The sequence below is a fragment of the Polyangium sp. 15x6 genome (genome assembly GCF_029960785.1).
Taxonomy (GTDB): Bacteria; Myxococcota_A; Polyangia; order Polyangiales; family Polyangiaceae; genus Polyangium.
Genome location: NZ_JASBQE010000047.1, coordinates 1 through 17,307, shown reverse-complemented (window position 1 = coordinate 17,307; position 17,307 = coordinate 1). Strand labels below are relative to the sequence as shown.

17 protein-coding genes and 1 pseudogene are annotated in these 17,307 nt (G+C 70.2%); 10 read left to right on the top strand and 8 right to left on the bottom strand.

Annotation, left to right across the window (positions count from 1 at the left end; translation table 11 throughout):
* The first annotated feature begins 81 nt into the window (after window positions 1–81).
* Window positions 82–903, top strand: coding sequence for a CDP-alcohol phosphatidyltransferase family protein (locus QHF83_RS29650; RefSeq protein WP_282421403.1), 822 nt, complete (start codon window positions 82–84; stop codon window positions 901–903).
* Between the two features lie 8 nt (window positions 904–911).
* Window positions 912–1,760, top strand: a pseudogene (locus tag QHF83_RS29645) (phosphatase PAP2 family protein); the annotation flags it as partial.
* A 44-nt stretch (window positions 1,761–1,804) separates the two neighbouring features.
* Here QHF83_RS29645 and QHF83_RS29640 read toward each other — a convergent pair.
* Window positions 1,805–2,503 (bottom strand): cob(I)yrinic acid a,c-diamide adenosyltransferase, encoded by a 699-nt coding sequence (locus QHF83_RS29640; RefSeq protein WP_282421342.1) that lies wholly within the window; start codon window positions 2,501–2,503, stop codon window positions 1,805–1,807.
* A 103-nt stretch (window positions 2,504–2,606) separates the two neighbouring features.
* Between QHF83_RS29640 and QHF83_RS29635 the strand changes: the two genes are divergently transcribed.
* Window positions 2,607–4,187: a hypothetical protein gene (locus QHF83_RS29635; RefSeq protein ID WP_282421341.1), complete on the top strand. Its 1,581-nt coding sequence runs from the start codon at window positions 2,607–2,609 to the stop codon at window positions 4,185–4,187.
* 98 nt (window positions 4,188–4,285) lie between these two features.
* The gene (moeB, locus tag QHF83_RS29630; RefSeq protein ID WP_282421340.1) at window positions 4,286–5,452 is read left to right on the top strand and encodes a molybdopterin-synthase adenylyltransferase MoeB; all 1,167 of its coding nucleotides are present in this window, start codon (window positions 4,286–4,288) and stop codon (window positions 5,450–5,452) included.
* 6 nt (window positions 5,453–5,458) lie between these two features.
* Here the strand turns inward: moeB and QHF83_RS29625 are convergent, their stop codons facing one another.
* Window positions 5,459–5,782: a hypothetical protein gene (locus QHF83_RS29625; protein WP_272423209.1), complete on the bottom strand. Its 324-nt coding sequence runs from the start codon at window positions 5,780–5,782 to the stop codon at window positions 5,459–5,461.
* Window positions 5,783–5,955: 173 nt separating this feature from the next.
* Here QHF83_RS29625 and QHF83_RS29620 point away from each other — a divergent pair, with 173 nt between their 5' ends.
* Both QHF83_RS29620 and QHF83_RS29615 read left to right on the top strand, forming a co-directional pair.
* The gene (locus QHF83_RS29620) at window positions 5,956–6,411 is read left to right on the top strand and encodes a hypothetical protein (RefSeq protein ID WP_282421339.1); all 456 of its coding nucleotides are present in this window, start codon (window positions 5,956–5,958) and stop codon (window positions 6,409–6,411) included.
* Between the two features lie 28 nt (window positions 6,412–6,439).
* A complete protein-coding gene (locus tag QHF83_RS29615; protein WP_282421338.1) occupies window positions 6,440–7,462 on the top strand; it encodes a tetratricopeptide repeat protein in 1,023 nt (340 codons plus the stop codon).
* Window positions 7,463–7,572: 110 nt separating this feature from the next.
* On the opposite strand, the gene QHF83_RS29610 is transcribed toward QHF83_RS29615, so the two are convergent.
* On the bottom strand, window positions 7,573–7,932 hold the full coding sequence (locus QHF83_RS29610; protein ID WP_282421337.1) for a PEGA domain-containing protein: 360 nt from the start codon (window positions 7,930–7,932) through the stop codon (window positions 7,573–7,575).
* 155 nt (window positions 7,933–8,087) lie between these two features.
* Between QHF83_RS29610 and QHF83_RS29605 the strand changes: the two genes are divergently transcribed.
* The 4 genes from QHF83_RS29605 to QHF83_RS29590 all read left to right on the top strand — a co-directional run bounded on the left by QHF83_RS29605 (window position 8,088) and on the right by QHF83_RS29590 (window position 12,319).
* Window positions 8,088–9,347, top strand: coding sequence for an FxLYD domain-containing protein (locus QHF83_RS29605; protein WP_282421336.1), 1,260 nt, complete (start codon window positions 8,088–8,090; stop codon window positions 9,345–9,347).
* Between the two features lie 4 nt (window positions 9,348–9,351).
* Window positions 9,352–9,564 carry a hypothetical protein gene (locus QHF83_RS29600; protein WP_282421335.1) on the top strand — a complete coding sequence of 71 codons (213 nt, stop codon included), beginning with the start codon at window positions 9,352–9,354 and terminating at the stop codon, window positions 9,562–9,564.
* Between the two features lie 135 nt (window positions 9,565–9,699).
* Window positions 9,700–11,007 (top strand): hypothetical protein, encoded by a 1,308-nt coding sequence (locus QHF83_RS29595; protein ID WP_282421334.1) that lies wholly within the window; start codon window positions 9,700–9,702, stop codon window positions 11,005–11,007.
* A 427-nt stretch (window positions 11,008–11,434) separates the two neighbouring features.
* Complete coding sequence (locus QHF83_RS29590) at window positions 11,435–12,319, top strand: hypothetical protein (protein ID WP_282421333.1); 885 nt, start codon at window positions 11,435–11,437, stop codon at window positions 12,317–12,319.
* Window positions 12,320–12,537: 218 nt separating this feature from the next.
* On the opposite strand, the gene QHF83_RS29585 is transcribed toward QHF83_RS29590, so the two are convergent.
* From QHF83_RS29585 to QHF83_RS29565, 5 genes are all read right to left on the bottom strand, one after another.
* Entirely contained in the window at window positions 12,538–14,112 is a 1,575-nt protein-coding gene (locus QHF83_RS29585) for a caspase family protein (protein ID WP_282421332.1), read from the bottom strand.
* Window positions 14,109–14,861, bottom strand: a complete 753-nt coding sequence (locus QHF83_RS29580) for a DUF4384 domain-containing protein (RefSeq protein ID WP_282421331.1) — start codon at window positions 14,859–14,861, stop codon at window positions 14,109–14,111. The genes QHF83_RS29585 and QHF83_RS29580 overlap by 4 nt, the downstream gene beginning before the upstream one ends.
* Window positions 14,846–15,346: an RNA polymerase sigma factor gene (locus tag QHF83_RS29575; RefSeq protein WP_282421330.1), complete on the bottom strand. Its 501-nt coding sequence runs from the start codon at window positions 15,344–15,346 to the stop codon at window positions 14,846–14,848. Before QHF83_RS29575 ends, QHF83_RS29580 begins: the two co-directional genes overlap by 16 nt.
* Window positions 15,347–15,355: 9 nt before the next feature.
* The gene (locus QHF83_RS29570) at window positions 15,356–16,132 is read right to left on the bottom strand and encodes a hypothetical protein (RefSeq protein ID WP_282421329.1); all 777 of its coding nucleotides are present in this window, start codon (window positions 16,130–16,132) and stop codon (window positions 15,356–15,358) included.
* 117 nt (window positions 16,133–16,249) lie between these two features.
* On the bottom strand, window positions 16,250–17,053 hold the full coding sequence (locus QHF83_RS29565) for a LytTR family DNA-binding domain-containing protein (RefSeq protein ID WP_282421328.1): 804 nt from the start codon (window positions 17,051–17,053) through the stop codon (window positions 16,250–16,252).
* Between the last annotated feature and the right edge of the window lie 254 nt (window positions 17,054–17,307).

Below are 17,307 nucleotides of genomic sequence, written 5' to 3'. Positions count from 1 at the left end.
CGAGCAAACCATGCAGCGCGCCCGCCAGAAAACCGCATGACGGGGGCGGGCGCGCCTCGTGCACGAGTGGACGTCGTGACCATGGTCATCACGCTCGTGGCGCTTCTTCTGTGCACGATGGTGGTCGCGGCTTACGCGACTCGTGTGGCCCGCTCTGGACGGGCGTCGCACCCGCGGCTCGGGCCCTCGCCCGGCAGCGCGCTCTTGCCCGGCTGGCTCGTCGAGGCCTTCTATTGGGCGATGCACGCGCCGGGACGAGCGCTCATCGCGCTGCACGTCTCGCCGGACGCCTGCACGTACGCCTCGCTCGTGTTCTGCTGCGCGAGCCTGCCGCTCGCCGCGACGGGGCGCTTCGCCGAGGCCGCGGCCGTGGTCATCGTGGGATCGGTGCTCGATGCCCTGGACGGCATGGTGGCGCGCGCGCGCGGCGTCGCGTCGCCGTCGGGCGCGGTGCTCGACTCGTTCGTCGATCGCATCGCGGACGCGGCGCCCTTCATCGGGCTCGCGATCTACTACCGGCACAACGTCCTCTCGCTCGTCATCCCGCTCGCGGCGATGGTCGCCTCGTCGCTCGTGAGTTACGCGCGGGCGAAGGCCGATCAGCACAACCTCGTGCTCCCGAACGGGCTCATGCGCAGGCACGAGCGCGTCGTGTACCTCTCGGCATCGCTGCTCCTCGGGCCGCTCGTCCCGTATACGAACGTGCTCGGCGGCATGCCTCGCCCGCTCACGCTCGCGGGCGTGGGCCTCGTGGCGGTCGTGGGCACGGTCGCGTCGATCGTGCTCGTCGCGCGGACCCGCGCGGCGCTGCGGGATCCACGGCCCGCGGCCTCGAAGGACGCGCGCAAGTCGTTCGCGCGGAAGGGCGCCGGCGCCCGTGGTCCGCTCCCCGTCGAGCACTGAGGCGAACCATGACGGCGCGAGCGCGCGCTCTCTGGCGGCGCTGGTTCTTCCTACCGGCGCTCCCCTGGCTCGGATACGCGGCGCTGGTCGCGGCCGTCGACAGGCTGCGCTGGGATATCCTGCTCGCCGCGGTCCTCGCCACGACGGCGGCCTGCTGCGGGGAGCGCGCGCGTCGCTTCTACGTCGGCGCGATCCCGGCGCTCACGCTCTTCGTCCTGTACGACGCGCTGCGGTACCTGTGGCCCGTGAGCGTCTCGGCCTCGCGTGTCCTCGGCTGCGAGCTGCGTGACGTGGAGCTCGCGTTCTTCGGCGTGAGCGTGCATGGCGCGATCGTCACGCCGAACGAGTGGCTCGCGGGCCTCGCGCATCCCGCGCTCGATCTGCTCTGCGCCGTGCCGTACGGCTCGTACCTCGGCATCATGGCGGCGCAGTACACCTACCTCTGCGTGAAAAAGCCCGAGGCGGCGCGGATCTTCACGCGGCTCGCGCTCGGCACGCACGTCCTCGGCTTCGCCACGTACCTACTCTTGCCCGCGGCGCCGCCCTGGTACGTCGCGACGCACGGCTGCGCGGTCGATCTCGCCGCGCAGGGTTCACCGGCCGCGCTCACGCGTGTCGACGCGTGGCTCGGGTACGGCTACTTCGCCTCGCTCTACGGGCACGGCGCCGTGGTCTTCGGCGCGCTCCCCTCGCTCCACGTCACGTATCCGCTTTATGGTTTGATCGCGACGTTTCGCACCGCGAGCGCGCCCTCGCGTGCCTTGCAGATCGCCTACGCGCTCATGATGCCGTTCGCCGCGGTCTACCTCGGGCACCACTACGTGCTCGACGTGGTGCTCGGGCTCGCGTATGTGGCGATCGTCTACGGCCTCTTTCTCGCGGTGGGCGAGGCCTCGGCTCGTCAGCGGGCCTTCGACTGGCCCGTCGCCGACTTGTCCGGCTCCCAGAGCACCTCGCCCGTGCCGAGGTGGAGCGCGACGAAGCGGCTCCACACGAAGAGCGCGTCGCTCAGGCGGTTCAGGTAGGTCACGGCGAGCGGATCGACCTCCGTCTCCCGCGCGAGCGACACGCAGAGCCGCTCGGCGCGCCGGCACACCGTCCGACAAACGTGGAGGTCCGTGTTCGCGCGTGAGCCGCCCGGCAGCACGAACGACCGCAGCACGGGCAGCTCCTCCTGGCAGCGATCCATCTCCTCTTCGAGCCGCTCGACGTCGGCGGCCGTGACCCGGGGCTGGCGCGGGTGCACGTCCTCGGGCAGCGTCGCGAGGAGCGAGCCCAGGTTGAAGAGCTCGTGCTGGACCCGGCGGAGCGAATCGGCGAGCGCCCCGAGCGGCGCCGCGCTCTCGGGGCGCGTATTCGCCGCGGTGAGCCCCTCCAGGATCGACTGCCGGGCCGCGCCGACGAACGAGTTCAGCTCGTCCACCGTCCCGTAGGCCTCGATCCGCGCGTCGTCCTTGGGGACCCGCTGGCCGCCCACGAGGCCCGTGTCGCCGGAGTCGCCTTTCTTCGTGTAGACCCGGTTGATGGTGACCCGCGGCTTGTTGAACGTGCGGGTGCCCTCGGTCGGGCCCTGCTCCCCCTGCTTCGACTCGTCCGCCATGGCCCGGCCGTCGTAGGACGGCGGGGGACCTCGGTCAAGCCGAGAGGTTTCGGCGCTCGCACGAGTTGACGATCGAGGTTGTGGGATGGGAGAGTCCCGCGCCATGCGAACGAGCCTCCGCCCCTTCCCGAGCACCTCGCAGCGCGCCGCGACGATCCTCGCGCGCTTCGCGACCGCGGCCTGCCTCGCCGCGACCTTCGTCGCGTGCGGCCCGCCGCCGGAGCCCGCGAAGCCGCCGGAGAGCGCGGAAGAGCGCGCCGAGAAGTCCAAGATCGAAGACGCCAAGAAGCTCATGGAGAAGGCCGACGAGGCCTACAACGCCAAGGACTTCGACGAGGCGCGAAAGCTCCTCGGACAGGCGAAGGACCTGAACGTCGAGTCGCTGAGCTACCAGATCAACGAGCAGCTCGAGAAGGTCGACAAGCGCCACGCCAAGCTCTGGGCGAACGAGATCGAGCCGTCGCTGAAGGACGGCGACTGCAAGGGCGCGTTCGGCGAGATCGCGGGCCCGATGCGGGATCTCGAGAGCGAGGTCTTCGTCCGCGAGCTCCGTCGCCTCATCGGCGCGCAGGCCCTCGCGTGCGTGCAGTCGCGGATCGACGAGGCCACGACGGGGGGCAAGTACGCCTCGGCGCGCGCACTCGTCTCCGCGGAGGATACGAAGACGGTGCTCGGCGGCGCCGCGCAGAAGAAGCTCGTGAGCGAGGTCGACACCACGATCTTCGAGGCGAAGAAGGCCGAGCTCGAAGAGCCGCTCAAGGCCAAGCGCTGGGCCGACGCGCTCGCGAAGATCGACGAGGCCCAGAAGAACGGCGACATCGGCGACGAGGGCGCGAAGGGCCTGCTCGGCGTGGTGCGCGCGGCGATCACGCCCGAGATCGCGGGCATGGCGGCGCGCGCCGTGGGGCAAGGCCGCGAGGCGCCGAAGGCGCTCGAAGACGTCGACAAGCTCATCAAGCTCGCGCGCTGGGAGATCATGGGCCCGGACATGGCGCCCGTCGCCAAGGACAAGGCGGCGCCCGAGGTCGTGGCGAAGAAGCGCCAGGCGCTCGCGGTCTGGGTCGAGGCCCAGCGCGTGAAGATGAAGCCCGGCAAGAAGGCCGAGAAGCGCTGGGCGCACGGCAAGATCGCGGTCCTGCCCGCCGCGAAGAGCGACGCCCCGTCGAAGCGGGATCTCGCGGCCGCCACCGAGGTGTGGGTCCTCGGACAAACCAAGGACCTCGCGCTCGTCACGGACGTCGATCCGGCGGGCGCCTCGCTCGACGTGCAGCTCGAGCGCGCCGTCGGCTGGGCGCCCCTCGCGCGGCTCGCCCCGAAGAACACGACCGACTGGATCCCGCCGGACGATCAGCTCGTCGGCACGCGCGTCTGGGCGCCGCTCCGCCAGGGCGAGGCGAACCTCGAGCTCGGCATCGTCTCGGCCGTGAAGGGGCAGGACGTCACGGTCAAGCGCCTCGCCGACGACAAGGAGATCCAGGTCAAGCGCGGCACGTTGCGCCTCGGCCGCCTCCAGACGGGCGCGAAGCTCGTCGCGTTCTGCCAGGCGAAGACGCAGATCGTCACGCTGGAGGAGATCCTGCCCGATCAGCGCACGGTGAAGCTCGTGTGCGAGGGTGGCCTTCGCAAGGACGAGGTCCTGCCCGGCCTGCGCGCGCGCCCCGAGGACCTGCCCGCGCCCAAGTGAGCAAGGACCCGCCACGTGCGCGGGTCGGCCGTCCGGGCCACCCTTGACGGCATCACGCCTCCGAACGACGAACACGTCTCCGCCCACCGAGGAGCCGCATGCCGACGACCTACACCGATCTGATCGCCGAGGTCCGCAAGACCATCTCGACCGTGACTCTGGAGGAGATCAAGCGCCGCCTCGAGGCCCGCGAGCCGATGGTGCTCGTCGACGTGCGCGAGAAAGAGGAGAACCGCGCCGGCTACATCCCGGGCGCGATCAGCGTCCCTCGTGGCTTCCTCGAGATGCAGATCGAGCAGAAGGTCCCCGACAAGAACGCGCCCGTGGTCCTCTACTGCGCGGGCGGCACGCGCTCGGCGCTCGCCGCGAAGACGCTGGTCGATCTCGGCTACACGCACGTCGAGAGCGCGAACCCCGGCTTCGTGCGCTGGAAGGATCTCGGGTATCCGATGGAGACCCCGCCCCAGCTCTCGGACGCGCAGCGTGATCGGTACTCGCGCCATCTGCTCCTCCCCGAGGTCGGCGAAGCAGGGCAAGCCAAGCTCCTCGCGTCGAAGATCCTGCTGCTCGGCGCGGGCGGCCTCGGCAGCCCCGCGGCTCTCTACCTCGCCGCGGCGGGCGTCGGCACCATCGGCCTCGTCGACGCCGACGTCGTCGACGCCTCGAACCTCCAGCGCCAGATCATGCACGCCACGTCGCGCGTCGGCATGCCCAAGGTCGAGAGCGGCGAGAAGACGATCCGCGATCTCAACCCCGACGTGAAGGTCGTGAAGTTCGAGGAGCGGCTCACGAGCCACAACGTCGAACGCATCTTCCGCGACTTCGACATCATCGTGGACGGCTGCGACAACTTCCCCACGCGTTACCTCGTGAACGACGCCTCCGTGTGGATGAAGAAGCCCGTCGTGCACGGCTCGATCTTCCGCTTCGAGGGTCAGGTCACCACCTTCCACCCCGCGGCCGGCGGCCCTTGTTATCGCTGCCTCTACCCCGAGCCGCCGCCGCCGCACCTCGCGCCGAGCTGCCAGGAGGCCGGCGTGCTCGGCATCCTCCCGGGCGTCGTGGGCACGATCCAGGCGACCGAGGCGATCAAGCTCGTGCTCGGCCAGGGGAGCCCGCTCGTGGGCCGCCTGCTCACCTACGATTCGCTGCGCATGAAGTTCGGCGAGCTCAAGCTCCGCAAGGACAAGACCTGCCCCGTCTGCGGCTCGGATCCGACGATCACGAGCTACATCGACTACGAACACTTCTGCAACATCGGCTGATCACGCTCACGCGTACGAGGCGACGACGTCCTTCGACGGACGCTCGATCGCCTCGATCCGGCTCGTCACGATCTGCCGGCTCGCGTCGACGGCCGTCGCGAACCAGATCGCGTCCCCCACGCCGGGCGTCTCGATGCGCGGGATCACCGCGCCGTTCGGGAACAGTCGCACGCCCCCTTCGAGCTTCAACGAGACCGCGATGTGCGCGGGGACGAACTTCCCCGTCCGCCTGTCCCGCACCGCGACGCAGACCCCGTCGCGCATGTGGTACTCCGTGTTTCGCGTGACGTAGACGCAGTGCCTTCGACGCTCGACGCCAGGGTATCCCATCTCGGTTTCGCTCCTCGTCCGCGACCCTCGCAGACCACGCGCGCGAGGGCCAAGTTCGTGCGGCCTCGCGCACGAAACCGCCAAGGCACGGAAGTGCCCCCGAGCGCAAGTTCCCACGCGATCGTGGCCGGTTTTTCGATCCCGGCGCGCTTGATCTCTACGATCCGCCGCCGATGGCAAACCGCCCTCCTTTCCAGCGTCCGGGCATCGTCAAGGCAGGCCCGGGGCCTCTCGTCCGGCGCAGGCAGCTCGAGCTCGTCGCCGCCGAGGACGGCCTCGTCCGTGCCATGGTCGAAGGCGCGGACATCGTCAGCGAGGGCATGCCCATCACCGAAGGAGACGGCGTCGTCTACTACGGCTCGACGAGCGTCCTTTTGCTCGCGCGCTCCCGCGGTGGCACGCTGCCCGATCCCGACCTCGCGTCCATGGCCGCGCTCCTCGCGTGTGACCCGCACCTCAAGCTCCGCGCGCTCCGCATCGCGCGAAGGGAGGCGTGTACACGTGTGCAGGGGGAGCTCGGACCCGTGCGCGCCGAGATCGAGGTGCGCACATCCTCCGCGGGTGTCGCCGTCGTGGTCGACGTCGTCGCCGTCGTACATGCCTCCGCCGCGAGCGGCGCGTCGCGCTAAGCTCGCTCCTCGCGACCTCTCTAGCGTTATGAACAACAAAGAACGCCGCGACCCCGAGCAAAACAAGGTCATCCACGTGATCTTCGGGCCGGGCGGTGGACGCGTCGCCGAGCCTCCGAAGCGCCTACCCGATCCCGACCCGGCGCGTTTGCCCGCGGAGCTACCCGTGCCGCAGACGCGCGAGCCCGTGAGCGACATGTTCACCGGCGCCGAGGTTTGTCGGCTCCTCGGCATCTCCGCGGGTCGCCTGCGATCCCTCGATCGCGCGGGCATCGTGTCGCCGAGCGGCCGCCGCAAGGGCCGCCGCGCGTACACGTTCTCGGACGTGATCGCGCTGCGCGCCGCGCGAGACCTCCTCGCGCGCAAGGTGCGCCTCCGCGACGTCGCGCGCGCGGTCGAGAACATCCGCGGCGCGCTGCCGAAGGTCACGCGCCCGCTCGCCGAGCTGCGCATCGTCTCCGATGGACAACGCGTCGTCGTGAAGAGCGCGGCGGGCACGTTCGAACCGCTCACCGGGCAGATGGTGCTCGACTTCGACGTGAAGTCGCTGCGCGACGACGTCGTGCGCGTCCTCCGTCCGATGGTCGGTCGTGATCGCGCGAAGACCGCGTACGAGATCTACGTGCGCGCCAGCCAGCTCGACGAGAACCCGTCCACGATGACCGAGGCCGAGGAGCTCTATCGACGCGCGCTCGAGGTCGATCCGTGGCTCGCGATCGCGTACACGAACCTCGGCAACATCTGCTTCCGTCGCGGCGACGAGGTGCAGGCCGAGTCGCTCTATCGACGCGCGCTCGAGATCGATCGCAAGCAACCCGAGGCGCAGTACAACCTCGGCTACGTCATGCTCGAACGCGGGCACGCGGCCCAGGCCGTCGAGTTTTTCCGCGGCGCGATCGAGAGTGATCCGCGCTTCGCCGACGCGTACTTCAACCTCGCGATGGCGTACGAGCAGGTCGGCGAGAGCGCGAAGGCGAGGCCGTGCTGGCGCAAGTACCTCGAGATCGAACCCACGGGCACGTGGGCCGAGATCGCGCGCCGCCATCTTTAGTCCCGAGGGGGACGCCTCGCGTCCGGGCAAAGCCCGGCCGATTCACCCCCCGAGGCGAGCTCGCTTCGCGACCTCGCGCAGCGACACGTCGCTGCTCGTCACACGTCGAGTTACTTCTGCTCGCGAATCTTCGGCGGGTGATCGAGCTTCACCGTCTGGTGATCGCCCGGCGAAACATTGACGCTCATCGTCCGATCACCTTCGGCCGGATCGAGGAACGTCACGTCGTGGCTCCCCGCCTTCACGCGATAGTTCGTGAGCGGCGTCTTTCCGATCGGTTTGCCGTCGAGCACCACGTCTTGCGGGGGATCCGAGAGGATGTCGAGGGTCCCCGAGTCCTCCACGACTTCCTCCTGCTCCGGTTCTTCGGCCTTCGGGGCGGTTTGGCTCGCCGCTGTCTCGGGCCCGGCCGCGCCCTCGGAGGCCCCTCCGCAGCCGAGCGGGCCTCCCCCGGCGAACACGAAGACCATGGAAATCGCAAGGATAGTGCGGGTCGCCTTCCGCGACAGGCTCGTCATGAGGGACGATCCTAGCAGCAGCCGCGCAGCCCCGGCCGGCGGATCCTGTTCGTCTCGTCTGGATCCGTTTGCCCGTCCTTCCCCATTTTGCGGCATACTCCGTCGCCATGATCGAGCACACGACGGGCGAGCCGCGCATGGCAAATGGATTTGGACCCGGTGGGGGTGGATTGCCGCCTCCGGCACCTCCCCCGGGGGCGCCGCCTTCCGGTGGTGACAACTTCGGCGGCGGTGGCCCGCCTGGCGGCTTCGGCGGTGGCCCGCCCGGCGGCTACGGTCCTCCTCCCGGCGCGCCTCCCGGCGGCTACGGTCCTCCTCCCGGCGGCGGGCCTCCCGGCGGCGGCGGCTTCGGTGGTCCTCCCGGCGGCGGTCCTCCCGGCGGCGGTGGCTTCGGTGGTCCTCCCGGCGGGCCTCCCGGCGGCGGCGGCTTCGGTGGTCCTCCCGGCGGGCCTCCCGGCGGCGGCTACGGTCCTCCTCCCGGTGGCGGCTACGGCCCTCCTCCCGGCGGCAACTTCGGCGGGCCTCCGATGGGCGGGCCTCCGATGGGTGGACCTCCCATGGGCGGTCCGATCATGCCCCAGCAGAAGAAGGGCCCGAACATGGGCCTCATCATCGGCCTCGGCTGCGGCGGCCTCCTCCTGGTCACCATCATCGGCGTCGTCGGCTTCTTCTGGTACGCGGCCAAGAAGACGTCCGAGGCGATCGCGGCGATCCCGCTCGACTCTGCGAACCCGGACGGCCCGAAGCTCGGCGATCTCGGCGACCTCACCAAGCCCGCGAAGCCCGGTGATCTCAAGGCCGAGCTGAAGGATCTCCGCCACTACAAGGCCGAGTACGGCAGCACGATCCACTTCGTCGGCGAGATCCACAACACGGGCAAGGATCCGCTCGGCTTCCCGAACATCAAGGTGACGTTCTACGACGACGCGAACACCGCGATCGACAGCGGCACCTGCTCGAGCCTCATCCGCGAGCTCGCGCCGGGCGAGAAGGTCCCCTGCACGTTCTCGCTCTTCAAGACGACGAAGTGGGCCTCGTACAAGACCGAGTCGAACCCGATGAAGCCGTTCTTCACGGGCAAGGCCGCGAAGCTCAAGATCTCGGACACCAAGTTCACGGCCAAGAAGGGCTTCAACCCCCACCAGGTCGAGGGCAAGATCACGAACGAGAGCGCGTTCAAGGCGAAGAGCGTGTGGGCGCTCGTCTCGCTCTACGACAAGGAAGGCAAGATCTGCGGCGCGGATCAGGCCCTCGTCGCCGGCAACGATCTCGACTCGAACTCGGGCGGCATCTTCACGGCGAAGATCTACAACGTCGCCGCTCCGCCCGACACCTTCCGCGTCCTCGCCGTCGGCTACAGCGAGTGATCTCATGAGTGACGTCGGCTCCGCGCGCCGCGCGAAGGAACAACTGAAGAACGAGATTGGCGCAGAACCCTTCTGCGCCGGCGTCGGCGTCGAGCGCGAAGACGGCATCGGGTTCGTCGTGCGCGTGAGCGTTCGCCCCGGAACGCTCGCCGAGGCGAAGGCCCGCGTGCCCGCTCGCGTCGGCGACGTCGTCGTCAAGATCGTCGAGGCCGACTAGCGCCTCGGACGTCCGCCGCTCTGCGCGGACGTTCGTCTCGTCCCCTCCCCTCGTATCGCCGCCATCTTTTTGCACGCATGCTGCGCGGCCGAATCGGCGGCCCACGCGCACCAAAGCGTGTAAGCTTCACGCTTCGTGAACGCGCTGAACCTCTCGCGGAGGCTCGCTTCCCGCATCGTCGAGGGCCTCAAAGGTCGAGGCCGGATCCTCGTCGTCAAGGGCGGGACGGCCGCGCTCGTCCGAGCCGTGGACGACGCGATGTCCGGTTATGTCGAGCCACTCGCCGAGCGCGCGCTGCGCCCCGACGCAGCCGCCGACGATCCAGCCACACGCGAGGCGCTCTCGCGTCTCACGGGCCGTGTGGCGCAAGCGCTGCTCGCCTCCGAGCATCTCGAAGACGTCTTCGCAGATCGCAGCGTCGTCGAGCGCGAAGTGCTCGACGCGGCCCGCCACGCATTGCGTGAGGCGAGCGCCTCGCAAGACGAAGCGGTCGTGCGTGTCGAGCTCGATCTGCTCGGGTACGTCGCCGCCACCGCGGGCAAACGCGCGCGACCGCAGTCGCTCGTGATCGCGCTCGAGCGCGCCGGGGTGGTCGCGGGCGCGCGTCTCGACAGTTACGATGCGGCCGCGCGCGAAGCCGTGTTCGTGCCCGAGCCGCCGGCAGATCCGGACTTGCACCTCGAGCTGGAAGAGGCCGTCGCGGACGAGCTCTGCGCGCTCGTCGAGCAAGGCGTGGTGGAGCTGCCGACGCTCGAACGCAAGGCACCGCTCACGCGCGAGGTCAGCCCCTCGGAGCGCGCGCGGCTGACGCGCCTCATCGATCGCGCGGCCACGCGCACGCTGCGCCGTACGGGCAACGCGGCGCAGTGGGAGATCCCGGACGGCCGCAGCGTGCGTGTCGTCTACACGCCGCTCTCGGAGCAGGACGCGCGCGACGTCGACATGCACGTCACGGCCTTCGCGGCAGAGGTCGACACGCTCCTCGCCGACGCAGGCGCGCCGCTCGTCTCGACGCTCGCCCCCGTGTCTCCCCCGCCCTCACCTGCCGAGCCAGCCCGCGCGCAGCCGCGCACGAAGGTCGCACCGACGCCGGAGGCGCCCGAGCCGCCGCATCACGCGAACGGCAACGGCGCAGTTCTCCCCGTCGAGGAGCCCGCCGAGGAGGAGGCAGCGCCCTCGGAGCCAGCGCCAAAGCCAGCGCGAGCGCGCACCACGGCGAAGCGCTCGCCCCGCCCGAGCTCGCGCACGCCCGCAGCCACGCGCGCAGCGGCAGCGCGGACCACGACGAAGAAGCGCGCCCCGGCAAAGCGGGCAACCAAGCCCGGCACGACGGAAGAGGGCACGCGCAAGAAGCCCACGAAGGCCACGACGAAGAAACGCGCGCTGCCCGCGACGACGACCAAGTCGCGCACGACGAAGACACGGGCGACGAAGAAGCGCTGACGAGCACGAACCGTGGCGCCGGGGTTTCACCCCGGACCCGACCAGGGGTTGTCCACCCCTGGACCCGGACCAGCGCAAGCGCTGGACCCGGGGTCGATGAACTGCGCGATGCGCAGTTCATCGAACAGGCCCAAGTCAAGACCGGCGAGCGATCCTGCCAACCAAGACAGCAGCGCTGACGTCTCGACGGGCGGGGCGGTCCCACCGGCCTGTGGGAAGAACTGCGCATCGCGCAGTTCTTCCCCCTGAGGTCCAGGGCTTGCCCTGGTCCGGGTCGAGGGGCGGATAGCCCCCGCGGGGCCCGGGGCAGAGCCCCGGCGAGACGCCCCCGAGCATACCGGCCCTGATGTTGCAACGTGCGCCCGGGATGCACGCCGGACGCGCCATCCTGCGCCGGGCTGTGCCTTGGATGAGGAGCTTGAAGACCATGAACCTGACGAAGCGCATCGGAGCCCTCGCAGCCCTCTTCCTCGCGGCTGCCGTCACCACGGCCTGCGGGAACGCGGTGGTCTCGGGTGGAAACGGGGGCGACGGCGGCACGGGGGCGACGAACAGCGGCGGCGGGGGCTCGGGTGGGTGCCAGGATCCCGCGCAGTGCGAGCCGAGCTGTCCGGAGTTCAGCCTTTCGCTCGGCCTCTGCTCGGTCGAGGGCCAGGTGTGCAGCTACACCGACAAATGCGGCTACGGCCCCGTGGCGGAGTGCACGGACGGGGCCTGGGACATCACCTATTACGACCCCGCCGGGTGCGGGTGCGACTGCGAGGAGCCTTGCCCTGCCGAGAAGCCCGTCCATGGCAGCGCGTGCGACATCAACTATACGGGGTGTTGGTACCCCGATCCGCTCTGCGACGGGGGCGGCGCCGAGGCGTCGTGTGATGGCGAGACGTGGTACGTCAGCGAAACTGGCTATGCCTGCCAGCGGACTTGCCCGGACACGCTGCCGGTCGACGGCACGCCTTGCGACGCATGCTGCTCGTCGGACACCTGCGCGTACCTCGATGCGAGTGGCTGCCCGGCCCAGATTGCCTGCGAAAATGGCGTGTGGGTATCCAGCCCCTCGTCGTGCACGCCGACCTCGGCGTGCGCCATGCTGGACATGAACCAGTGCGGCAACGCCCAGGGTTGTCGCTGGCTGGCCTACCCCGACTGCTTCGCTGTGCAGGGGGGTTTCCCGCAGGGCTGTTACCCGGTGGACGGGTGCAGCTCGGACGCGGACTGCAACGGCGGGACGTGCGAGGGCGTCGCGGTCGACCCCTGCCCGGGCGCCGATTGCAACGCCTGCCAGGAATTGGCGGGGCTCTGTCTGCCCTGATCGAGGGTCGAGACCCGCCCGCATGGCCGATCCTTCCCAACCGCACGGCCAATCCTTCCCGCCCGCACGGCCGATCCTTCCCGCCCGCATGGCGGATCATTCGCCACCGCATGGCCGATCATTCGCCACCGCATGGCCGATCATTCGCCACCGCATGGCCGATCATTCTCACCCGCATGGCCGATCGATGCCGCGGGAGAGCGGAAGTGATCGCGGTCTCAGAAGCGCTTGCCCGCACCGCCTAGCAGACGCATCGCGAACGCAGCGGTGATCGCGCTCTCCTTCGGATCGACGGCGTCCTGCTGGCGGAAGAAGTACGTCTCCGCCGCCACCTCGCCGAGGAGGTAGAAGCCCGCGGGCAGATCCACCATGGCGTCGAGGCCCGCGCCCACGTGACCGGCGAAGCTCGTGCGGGCAGGCGCGACGCCCCGCGTGTCGAACGACTCGTGCAAGAGCGCCGCCCCCGCGGAGACGCCGAGGTCGAGGCTCACGATGGGGAAATCCCAGGCGTGCGCCACGCGCAACGAGAGGTCGAGCTCGTCGGTGTCCGCCGAAAGGAAGTCGTTGGTGAAGCCGCCGCGGCAGGCGCCGAGACGCGGCGTGAGGCTCACGTGCTCGGTCTCGATCGCGTACCCGGCGAAGAAGCCGTGGCAAGGCGACGCGCCCTTCCAGAACGCCGTGCGCAGGCGGTAGCCAGCCTGCGGGCCATGCGCGGCGCCCGCGCGAGCCTGCCCCTTGCGCACCAGGCGCGCGTAGGCGACCTGGGTCAGCATGTCGTCGCGCAGGGTGGCCGCCTGGCCGGCGCTCAGCGTGATCGAGCCTTCGAGGAGGTAGTCCGTTTCGCGGCCGCGCACGAAGTAGGTGCCGGGCTTGAGGCTGATCTTCCGCGCGACATCACGCGCGGAGACCTCGGCGACCACCGGGCCGGCGCTGCTCCCCCCGAAGAGCAGGTACGATCGGCCCGCGGGCAACGCCAGGGTCGCGCGGCCGGAGGCCCCGGCCGGGAGCGAGGTGAGCAGGACCTTGCCCTGCCCGCGCAGCTCGTAGCGGAAGGTGGGGTGCTGCGTGCCGGCGAGCGTGCGGCTCGAGGCGCGCAGGGTGTTGTCGTAGGCGTGATCGTACGCCTCTTCCAGCTCGACGAAGCCGTCGCCGTTGTCGTCCGCGGCGCCCATCAGGCCGGAGACGAAGTAATGCGTGAAGAAGGAGCCCTTGAGGGCATCGGACTCCTGCGCGTCCTCGTTGGCCGAGCTCGCCGTGAGAAAGACGACGCCCTCGCCCGCGAGGCGGCCGTCGATGCGGATGTCGACCGGCGCCGCGGGGCTGCCCCCCTTCACCCGCGTGAGCGCGCCGGAGCGGCAAGCGTCGAGGACGAGGATGCGGAAGCTCGCGGCCGAGCCGCGCACGAGCTGCTCGAGCTGCGGCAGATCGAGCGTGGTCTTGCCGAGGTGCAGCGCCGTCGCGTCGGCGTGCCCCGAGTAATAAACGACGGCGATGATCTGGACGTCCGGCGCCGCCGCCTGGCGGATCCGATCGTTCATCGCGATCAACGTGGCGCGGACGGTGTCTGCGCCCTCGCCCCGAAGCAGCACCATGTTCGCCGGGGGGAAGCCGCCGAGGTCCTTGAGCACGTCGTGAACCCGCGACGCGTCGGACTCGGCGTAACGCAGCTCGACGTCGCCCGGGGCGCCCGCGTTGTTGCCGATGATCACGGCGAAGCGCTCGATCCGCGCCCACGCGAAGGTTGTCTGGAGCAGGGTCGCGAGGAAGACGCCGAGGATCCAGAGTGACTTCATGGAGCGGTCCGCTTGACGAAGGAGACGCGATCGACCTCGCAGCCGGCGGGGATCGGCGGGCTGTCCGGCGCGGCCTCGAAGGCGACGCGCAAAGGTTCGAGCTCGATCGGATCGGCGCAGAAGAGGGCGTACGTGGTCTCCGCGCCGAGGACGTCGTCGAGCACCGTGCTCTGGTCGAGCGGCACGTCGTTGCCACGCGTGATGCGCACGGCCCGCGGCGCGGAGGGGTAATAGACGCTGGCCTTGCGCGCGCCGTCGACGCTGATCAGGGCGAAATAGGCGTCGTCGCGCTGCATCGTGTACGTGAACTGGAGGGTGTCGCCGGGATAGACGCTCTCGCCGGCCGCGCCGGGCGTCACCGCAGCGCCGTGCTTCACGTAGAAGCCGACGCGGGGGCGGCCCTTGATGCGCGTTCCGGGCTCCTCGGGATCGTCGACGGCGGGTCGCGCCCGGAACCAGAACGCGAACGCGGCGGCGGCGGCGAGCGCCACGGCGACCCGCGGGGCCCAGCGAGCGAGGCGCCGCGCCTTGGGCACCGGGCGCGCGGCCGGGAGCGGGGGCGGATCGGCGAGGAAGGCTCGGCGGTCGGCTTCGATCTCGGCGAGGCGCGCCGCGCAGCGCGCGCAGCCATCGAGGTGGGCGCGCGCATCGCGCCCGGCCGCAGCGTCGAGCTCGCCGGCGACGAGGCGGTCGAGGCGCAGATCGGAGAGGCAGGTCTCCGGTCGCGATCGCGTCAGGACAGGTCGCATGGTTCACCCTCCGCGTGGGACGCGGCCCACGTCTTCAGCCGATCGAGCAGGTTGCCGACATGCCGGCGCGAGCAGCCCATGACCGCGGCGATCTCCTCGTGGGTCATGTCGTCGAGGTAGTAGTAGACGGCGGCCGTCGCGAGGTCCTCGGGCAGCTTGGCGAGCAGGTCGCGCACGAGCGCGCTGGCCTCCGCGGAGGGCGGCACGGCCTCGCCGCCGGCGGGCGCGACGCGCTCGTTGAGGATCCGCGAGCGCGTCTTGCCATCACGCAGCTTGTTCAGGCAGAGGTTCGTCGTGGCGCTGTAGAGCCACGTGGTGAGCGAGCTCGTCCCCTGGAACTGATCGGGGCGCTCGAGGAGCGAGGCGAAGACCTCCTGCAACGCTTCGCGCGCGTCGGCCTCGTTGCCGAGGAGGCGCGCGGCGCGGCGGAGCACCGAGTGTCCGTGCGTCCGATAGACCTGCTCGATGCTCTGCCGTGCCAGCATGCCGTCCGCTCAGAACCAGTCGATGCCCTGCGTCGGCGTGCCGAGGTGCACCGTGATGGTGGTGCCGAACCCGTTCGGCGCCTCGCGGAAGGTGTCCTTCCCGCTGCCGCAGTCCGGCTCGGGATTCTGCTCGTCGCACGCCTGGATGCACGCGTCGTACATGGCGCCCTGTTCGCACGCACCGAAACAGGCGTTGATGGCGTCGCCGTACTGCTGGTAGCACGCCTGGATCGCCTCCTTCTCCGCGGGGGTTTTGCGCACGACCTCCATGAGGTGGTAGCCGGGCGAGGGTCGGCCCCCCAAGAGGCTCTCCCACACGCTATTCGGCTCGAGCTCATGGTCGACGTACACGAGGACGTGGTCCTCGCTCATGCCGAGCATGTTGGCCTCGACTTGCTCGAAGTCCGTGATCGACCCCTCGCTCATGCCCGGCTCGACGGCGAGGATGAGGGCCAAGCCGACCTTGTCCTGGCCGGTCTCCTCCGCGGTGATGAGGGCGCCGTCGGGCGGAGGGGTGAAGATCGGCAGGGTGAAGCCCGCGGGGAACTGGCCGCTGACGGCGGCGCTGGTGCCGAAGAGGCCGTCCGGGGATTGCTGGGGGAGCGACCAGATCAGGGCCACCTCGGCGGCCGAGACGGAGCTGCCGTCGTTGACGACGGAGCCCTGCACGGTGGCGAGGGCCTCGCCCTGGTAGGTCGGGTCGACTTGCGATCCGCAGCCGGCGACGGGGAGAGAGGCGATGGCGAGGGTGGCGAAAGGAAAAAGAGAAAGACGACGCAAGTTCATGGGCGGCGCTCCTTCGTTGAGGTTGCCGTGTCGCCTCTTTGGGAACGCGAGGCCGCCGCGATGGCACGGTCACCGAAAAAAAACTCGGCCAGAGGTCCGACGCGCGAGCGCCGGTGCTCAGATGCGGCGGAGCCCCGTGGCGCTGGCGAGCAACATCTCCCGCACGGCCTGGGCGCGCTCGCGCGAGACGGGGACGCTCACGCCGCGTCGCTCGGGGCCGATGCCGACGCCGACGAAGATGCGGGTCTCACCGCCGTCCCGTTCGAGCTCCTTGATATGGGCGGCGTTCACGAGCCAGTTGCGGTGGACACGCGTGAGCGCCCGGCCGAACGAGGCCTCGATGGCGGACAAGGAGAGGTCGAGGTCGAACGTGCCGTGGGGCGTGTGGACCGAGGTGAGCCGGTCGGCCGCTTCGAAGGCCCAGACCTCGTTCTGTTCGAGGAACACGAGGCTTCGTCCACGGCGCGCGACGATCCGGAGGGGACTCTGGCTCTGGGGCACGACGAGGCGGCGTCGGGCAGCGAGGCGCCGGAGGCACTGCTCGACGCGCTCCTCGGTGAAGGGCTTCAAGAGGTAATCGTCGACGCCGAGGTCGAACGCCTCGATCGCGTGGTCCTTGAACGCGGTCGCCAGCACGAACATCGGCCGGCGCGGGTTGCGCGTCGAAGTCCGCACGAGGTCGAGCCCGGTCTCGTCGTCGCCCTCGAGCGCGATGTCGACGAAGACGACGTCCACTTCGAGCCCAGCAGGAGCCGGCTGCAAGGCCTGGCGCGCCTCACCGACGCTCGCGACCGCGCCGACGACCTCGGCAAGGCGCGAGCCTTCGAGCAGCTCGACGAGGTAATTACGCGCAGGCCACTCGTCCTCGACGACCAGCACACGAAACCGAAGCGTATCGACAGTCCCGGAGAGATCGGTCATCGGGCCGTGATGCTAGCCCGCGGAAGCCGCCGCGGGAATCGTGGCTGGGGGCCGGTGCGCCGGGGCTCTGCCCCGGACCCCGCGGGGGCTATCCGCCCCTCGACCCGGACCAGCGCAAGCGCTGGACTCGGGGTGGAAGAACTGCGCGATGCGCAGTTCTTCCAACGGGCCCGTTGGACCGCGTTGCCGATCGAAATGGCAGTGCGGCCGTCTTGATTGGCAGGGTCGTGGCTGGTCTTGAAACGGCCTGTTCG

What these genes read in the sequence shown, in the direction of transcription:
- QHF83_RS29650 (WP_282421403.1), top strand. Translation starts at nt 82, where the DNA reads ATGGTCATCACGCTCGTGGCGCTTCTTCTGTGCACGATGGTGGTCGCG.
- QHF83_RS29640 (WP_282421342.1), bottom strand. Translation starts at nt 2,503, where the DNA reads ATGGCGGACGAGTCGAAGCAGGGGGAGCAGGGCCCGACCGAGGGCACC.
- QHF83_RS29635 (WP_282421341.1), top strand. Translation starts at nt 2,607, where the DNA reads ATGCGAACGAGCCTCCGCCCCTTCCCGAGCACCTCGCAGCGCGCCGCG.
- moeB (WP_282421340.1), top strand. Translation starts at nt 4,286, where the DNA reads ATGCCGACGACCTACACCGATCTGATCGCCGAGGTCCGCAAGACCATC.
- QHF83_RS29625 (WP_272423209.1), bottom strand. Translation starts at nt 5,782, where the DNA reads ATGGGATACCCTGGCGTCGAGCGTCGAAGGCACTGCGTCTACGTCACG.
- QHF83_RS29620 (WP_282421339.1), top strand. Translation starts at nt 5,956, where the DNA reads ATGGCAAACCGCCCTCCTTTCCAGCGTCCGGGCATCGTCAAGGCAGGC.
- QHF83_RS29615 (WP_282421338.1), top strand. Translation starts at nt 6,440, where the DNA reads ATGAACAACAAAGAACGCCGCGACCCCGAGCAAAACAAGGTCATCCAC.
- QHF83_RS29610 (WP_282421337.1), bottom strand. Translation starts at nt 7,932, where the DNA reads ATGGTCTTCGTGTTCGCCGGGGGAGGCCCGCTCGGCTGCGGAGGGGCC.
- QHF83_RS29605 (WP_282421336.1), top strand. Translation starts at nt 8,088, where the DNA reads ATGATCGAGCACACGACGGGCGAGCCGCGCATGGCAAATGGATTTGGA.
- QHF83_RS29600 (WP_282421335.1), top strand. Translation starts at nt 9,352, where the DNA reads ATGAGTGACGTCGGCTCCGCGCGCCGCGCGAAGGAACAACTGAAGAAC.
- QHF83_RS29590 (WP_282421333.1), top strand. Translation starts at nt 11,435, where the DNA reads ATGAACCTGACGAAGCGCATCGGAGCCCTCGCAGCCCTCTTCCTCGCG.
- QHF83_RS29585 (WP_282421332.1), bottom strand. Translation starts at nt 14,112, where the DNA reads ATGAAGTCACTCTGGATCCTCGGCGTCTTCCTCGCGACCCTGCTCCAG.
- QHF83_RS29580 (WP_282421331.1), bottom strand. Translation starts at nt 14,861, where the DNA reads ATGCGACCTGTCCTGACGCGATCGCGACCGGAGACCTGCCTCTCCGAT.
- QHF83_RS29575 (WP_282421330.1), bottom strand. Translation starts at nt 15,346, where the DNA reads ATGCTGGCACGGCAGAGCATCGAGCAGGTCTATCGGACGCACGGACAC.
- QHF83_RS29570 (WP_282421329.1), bottom strand. Translation starts at nt 16,132, where the DNA reads ATGAACTTGCGTCGTCTTTCTCTTTTTCCTTTCGCCACCCTCGCCATC.
- QHF83_RS29565 (WP_282421328.1), bottom strand. Translation starts at nt 17,053, where the DNA reads ATGACCGATCTCTCCGGGACTGTCGATACGCTTCGGTTTCGTGTGCTG.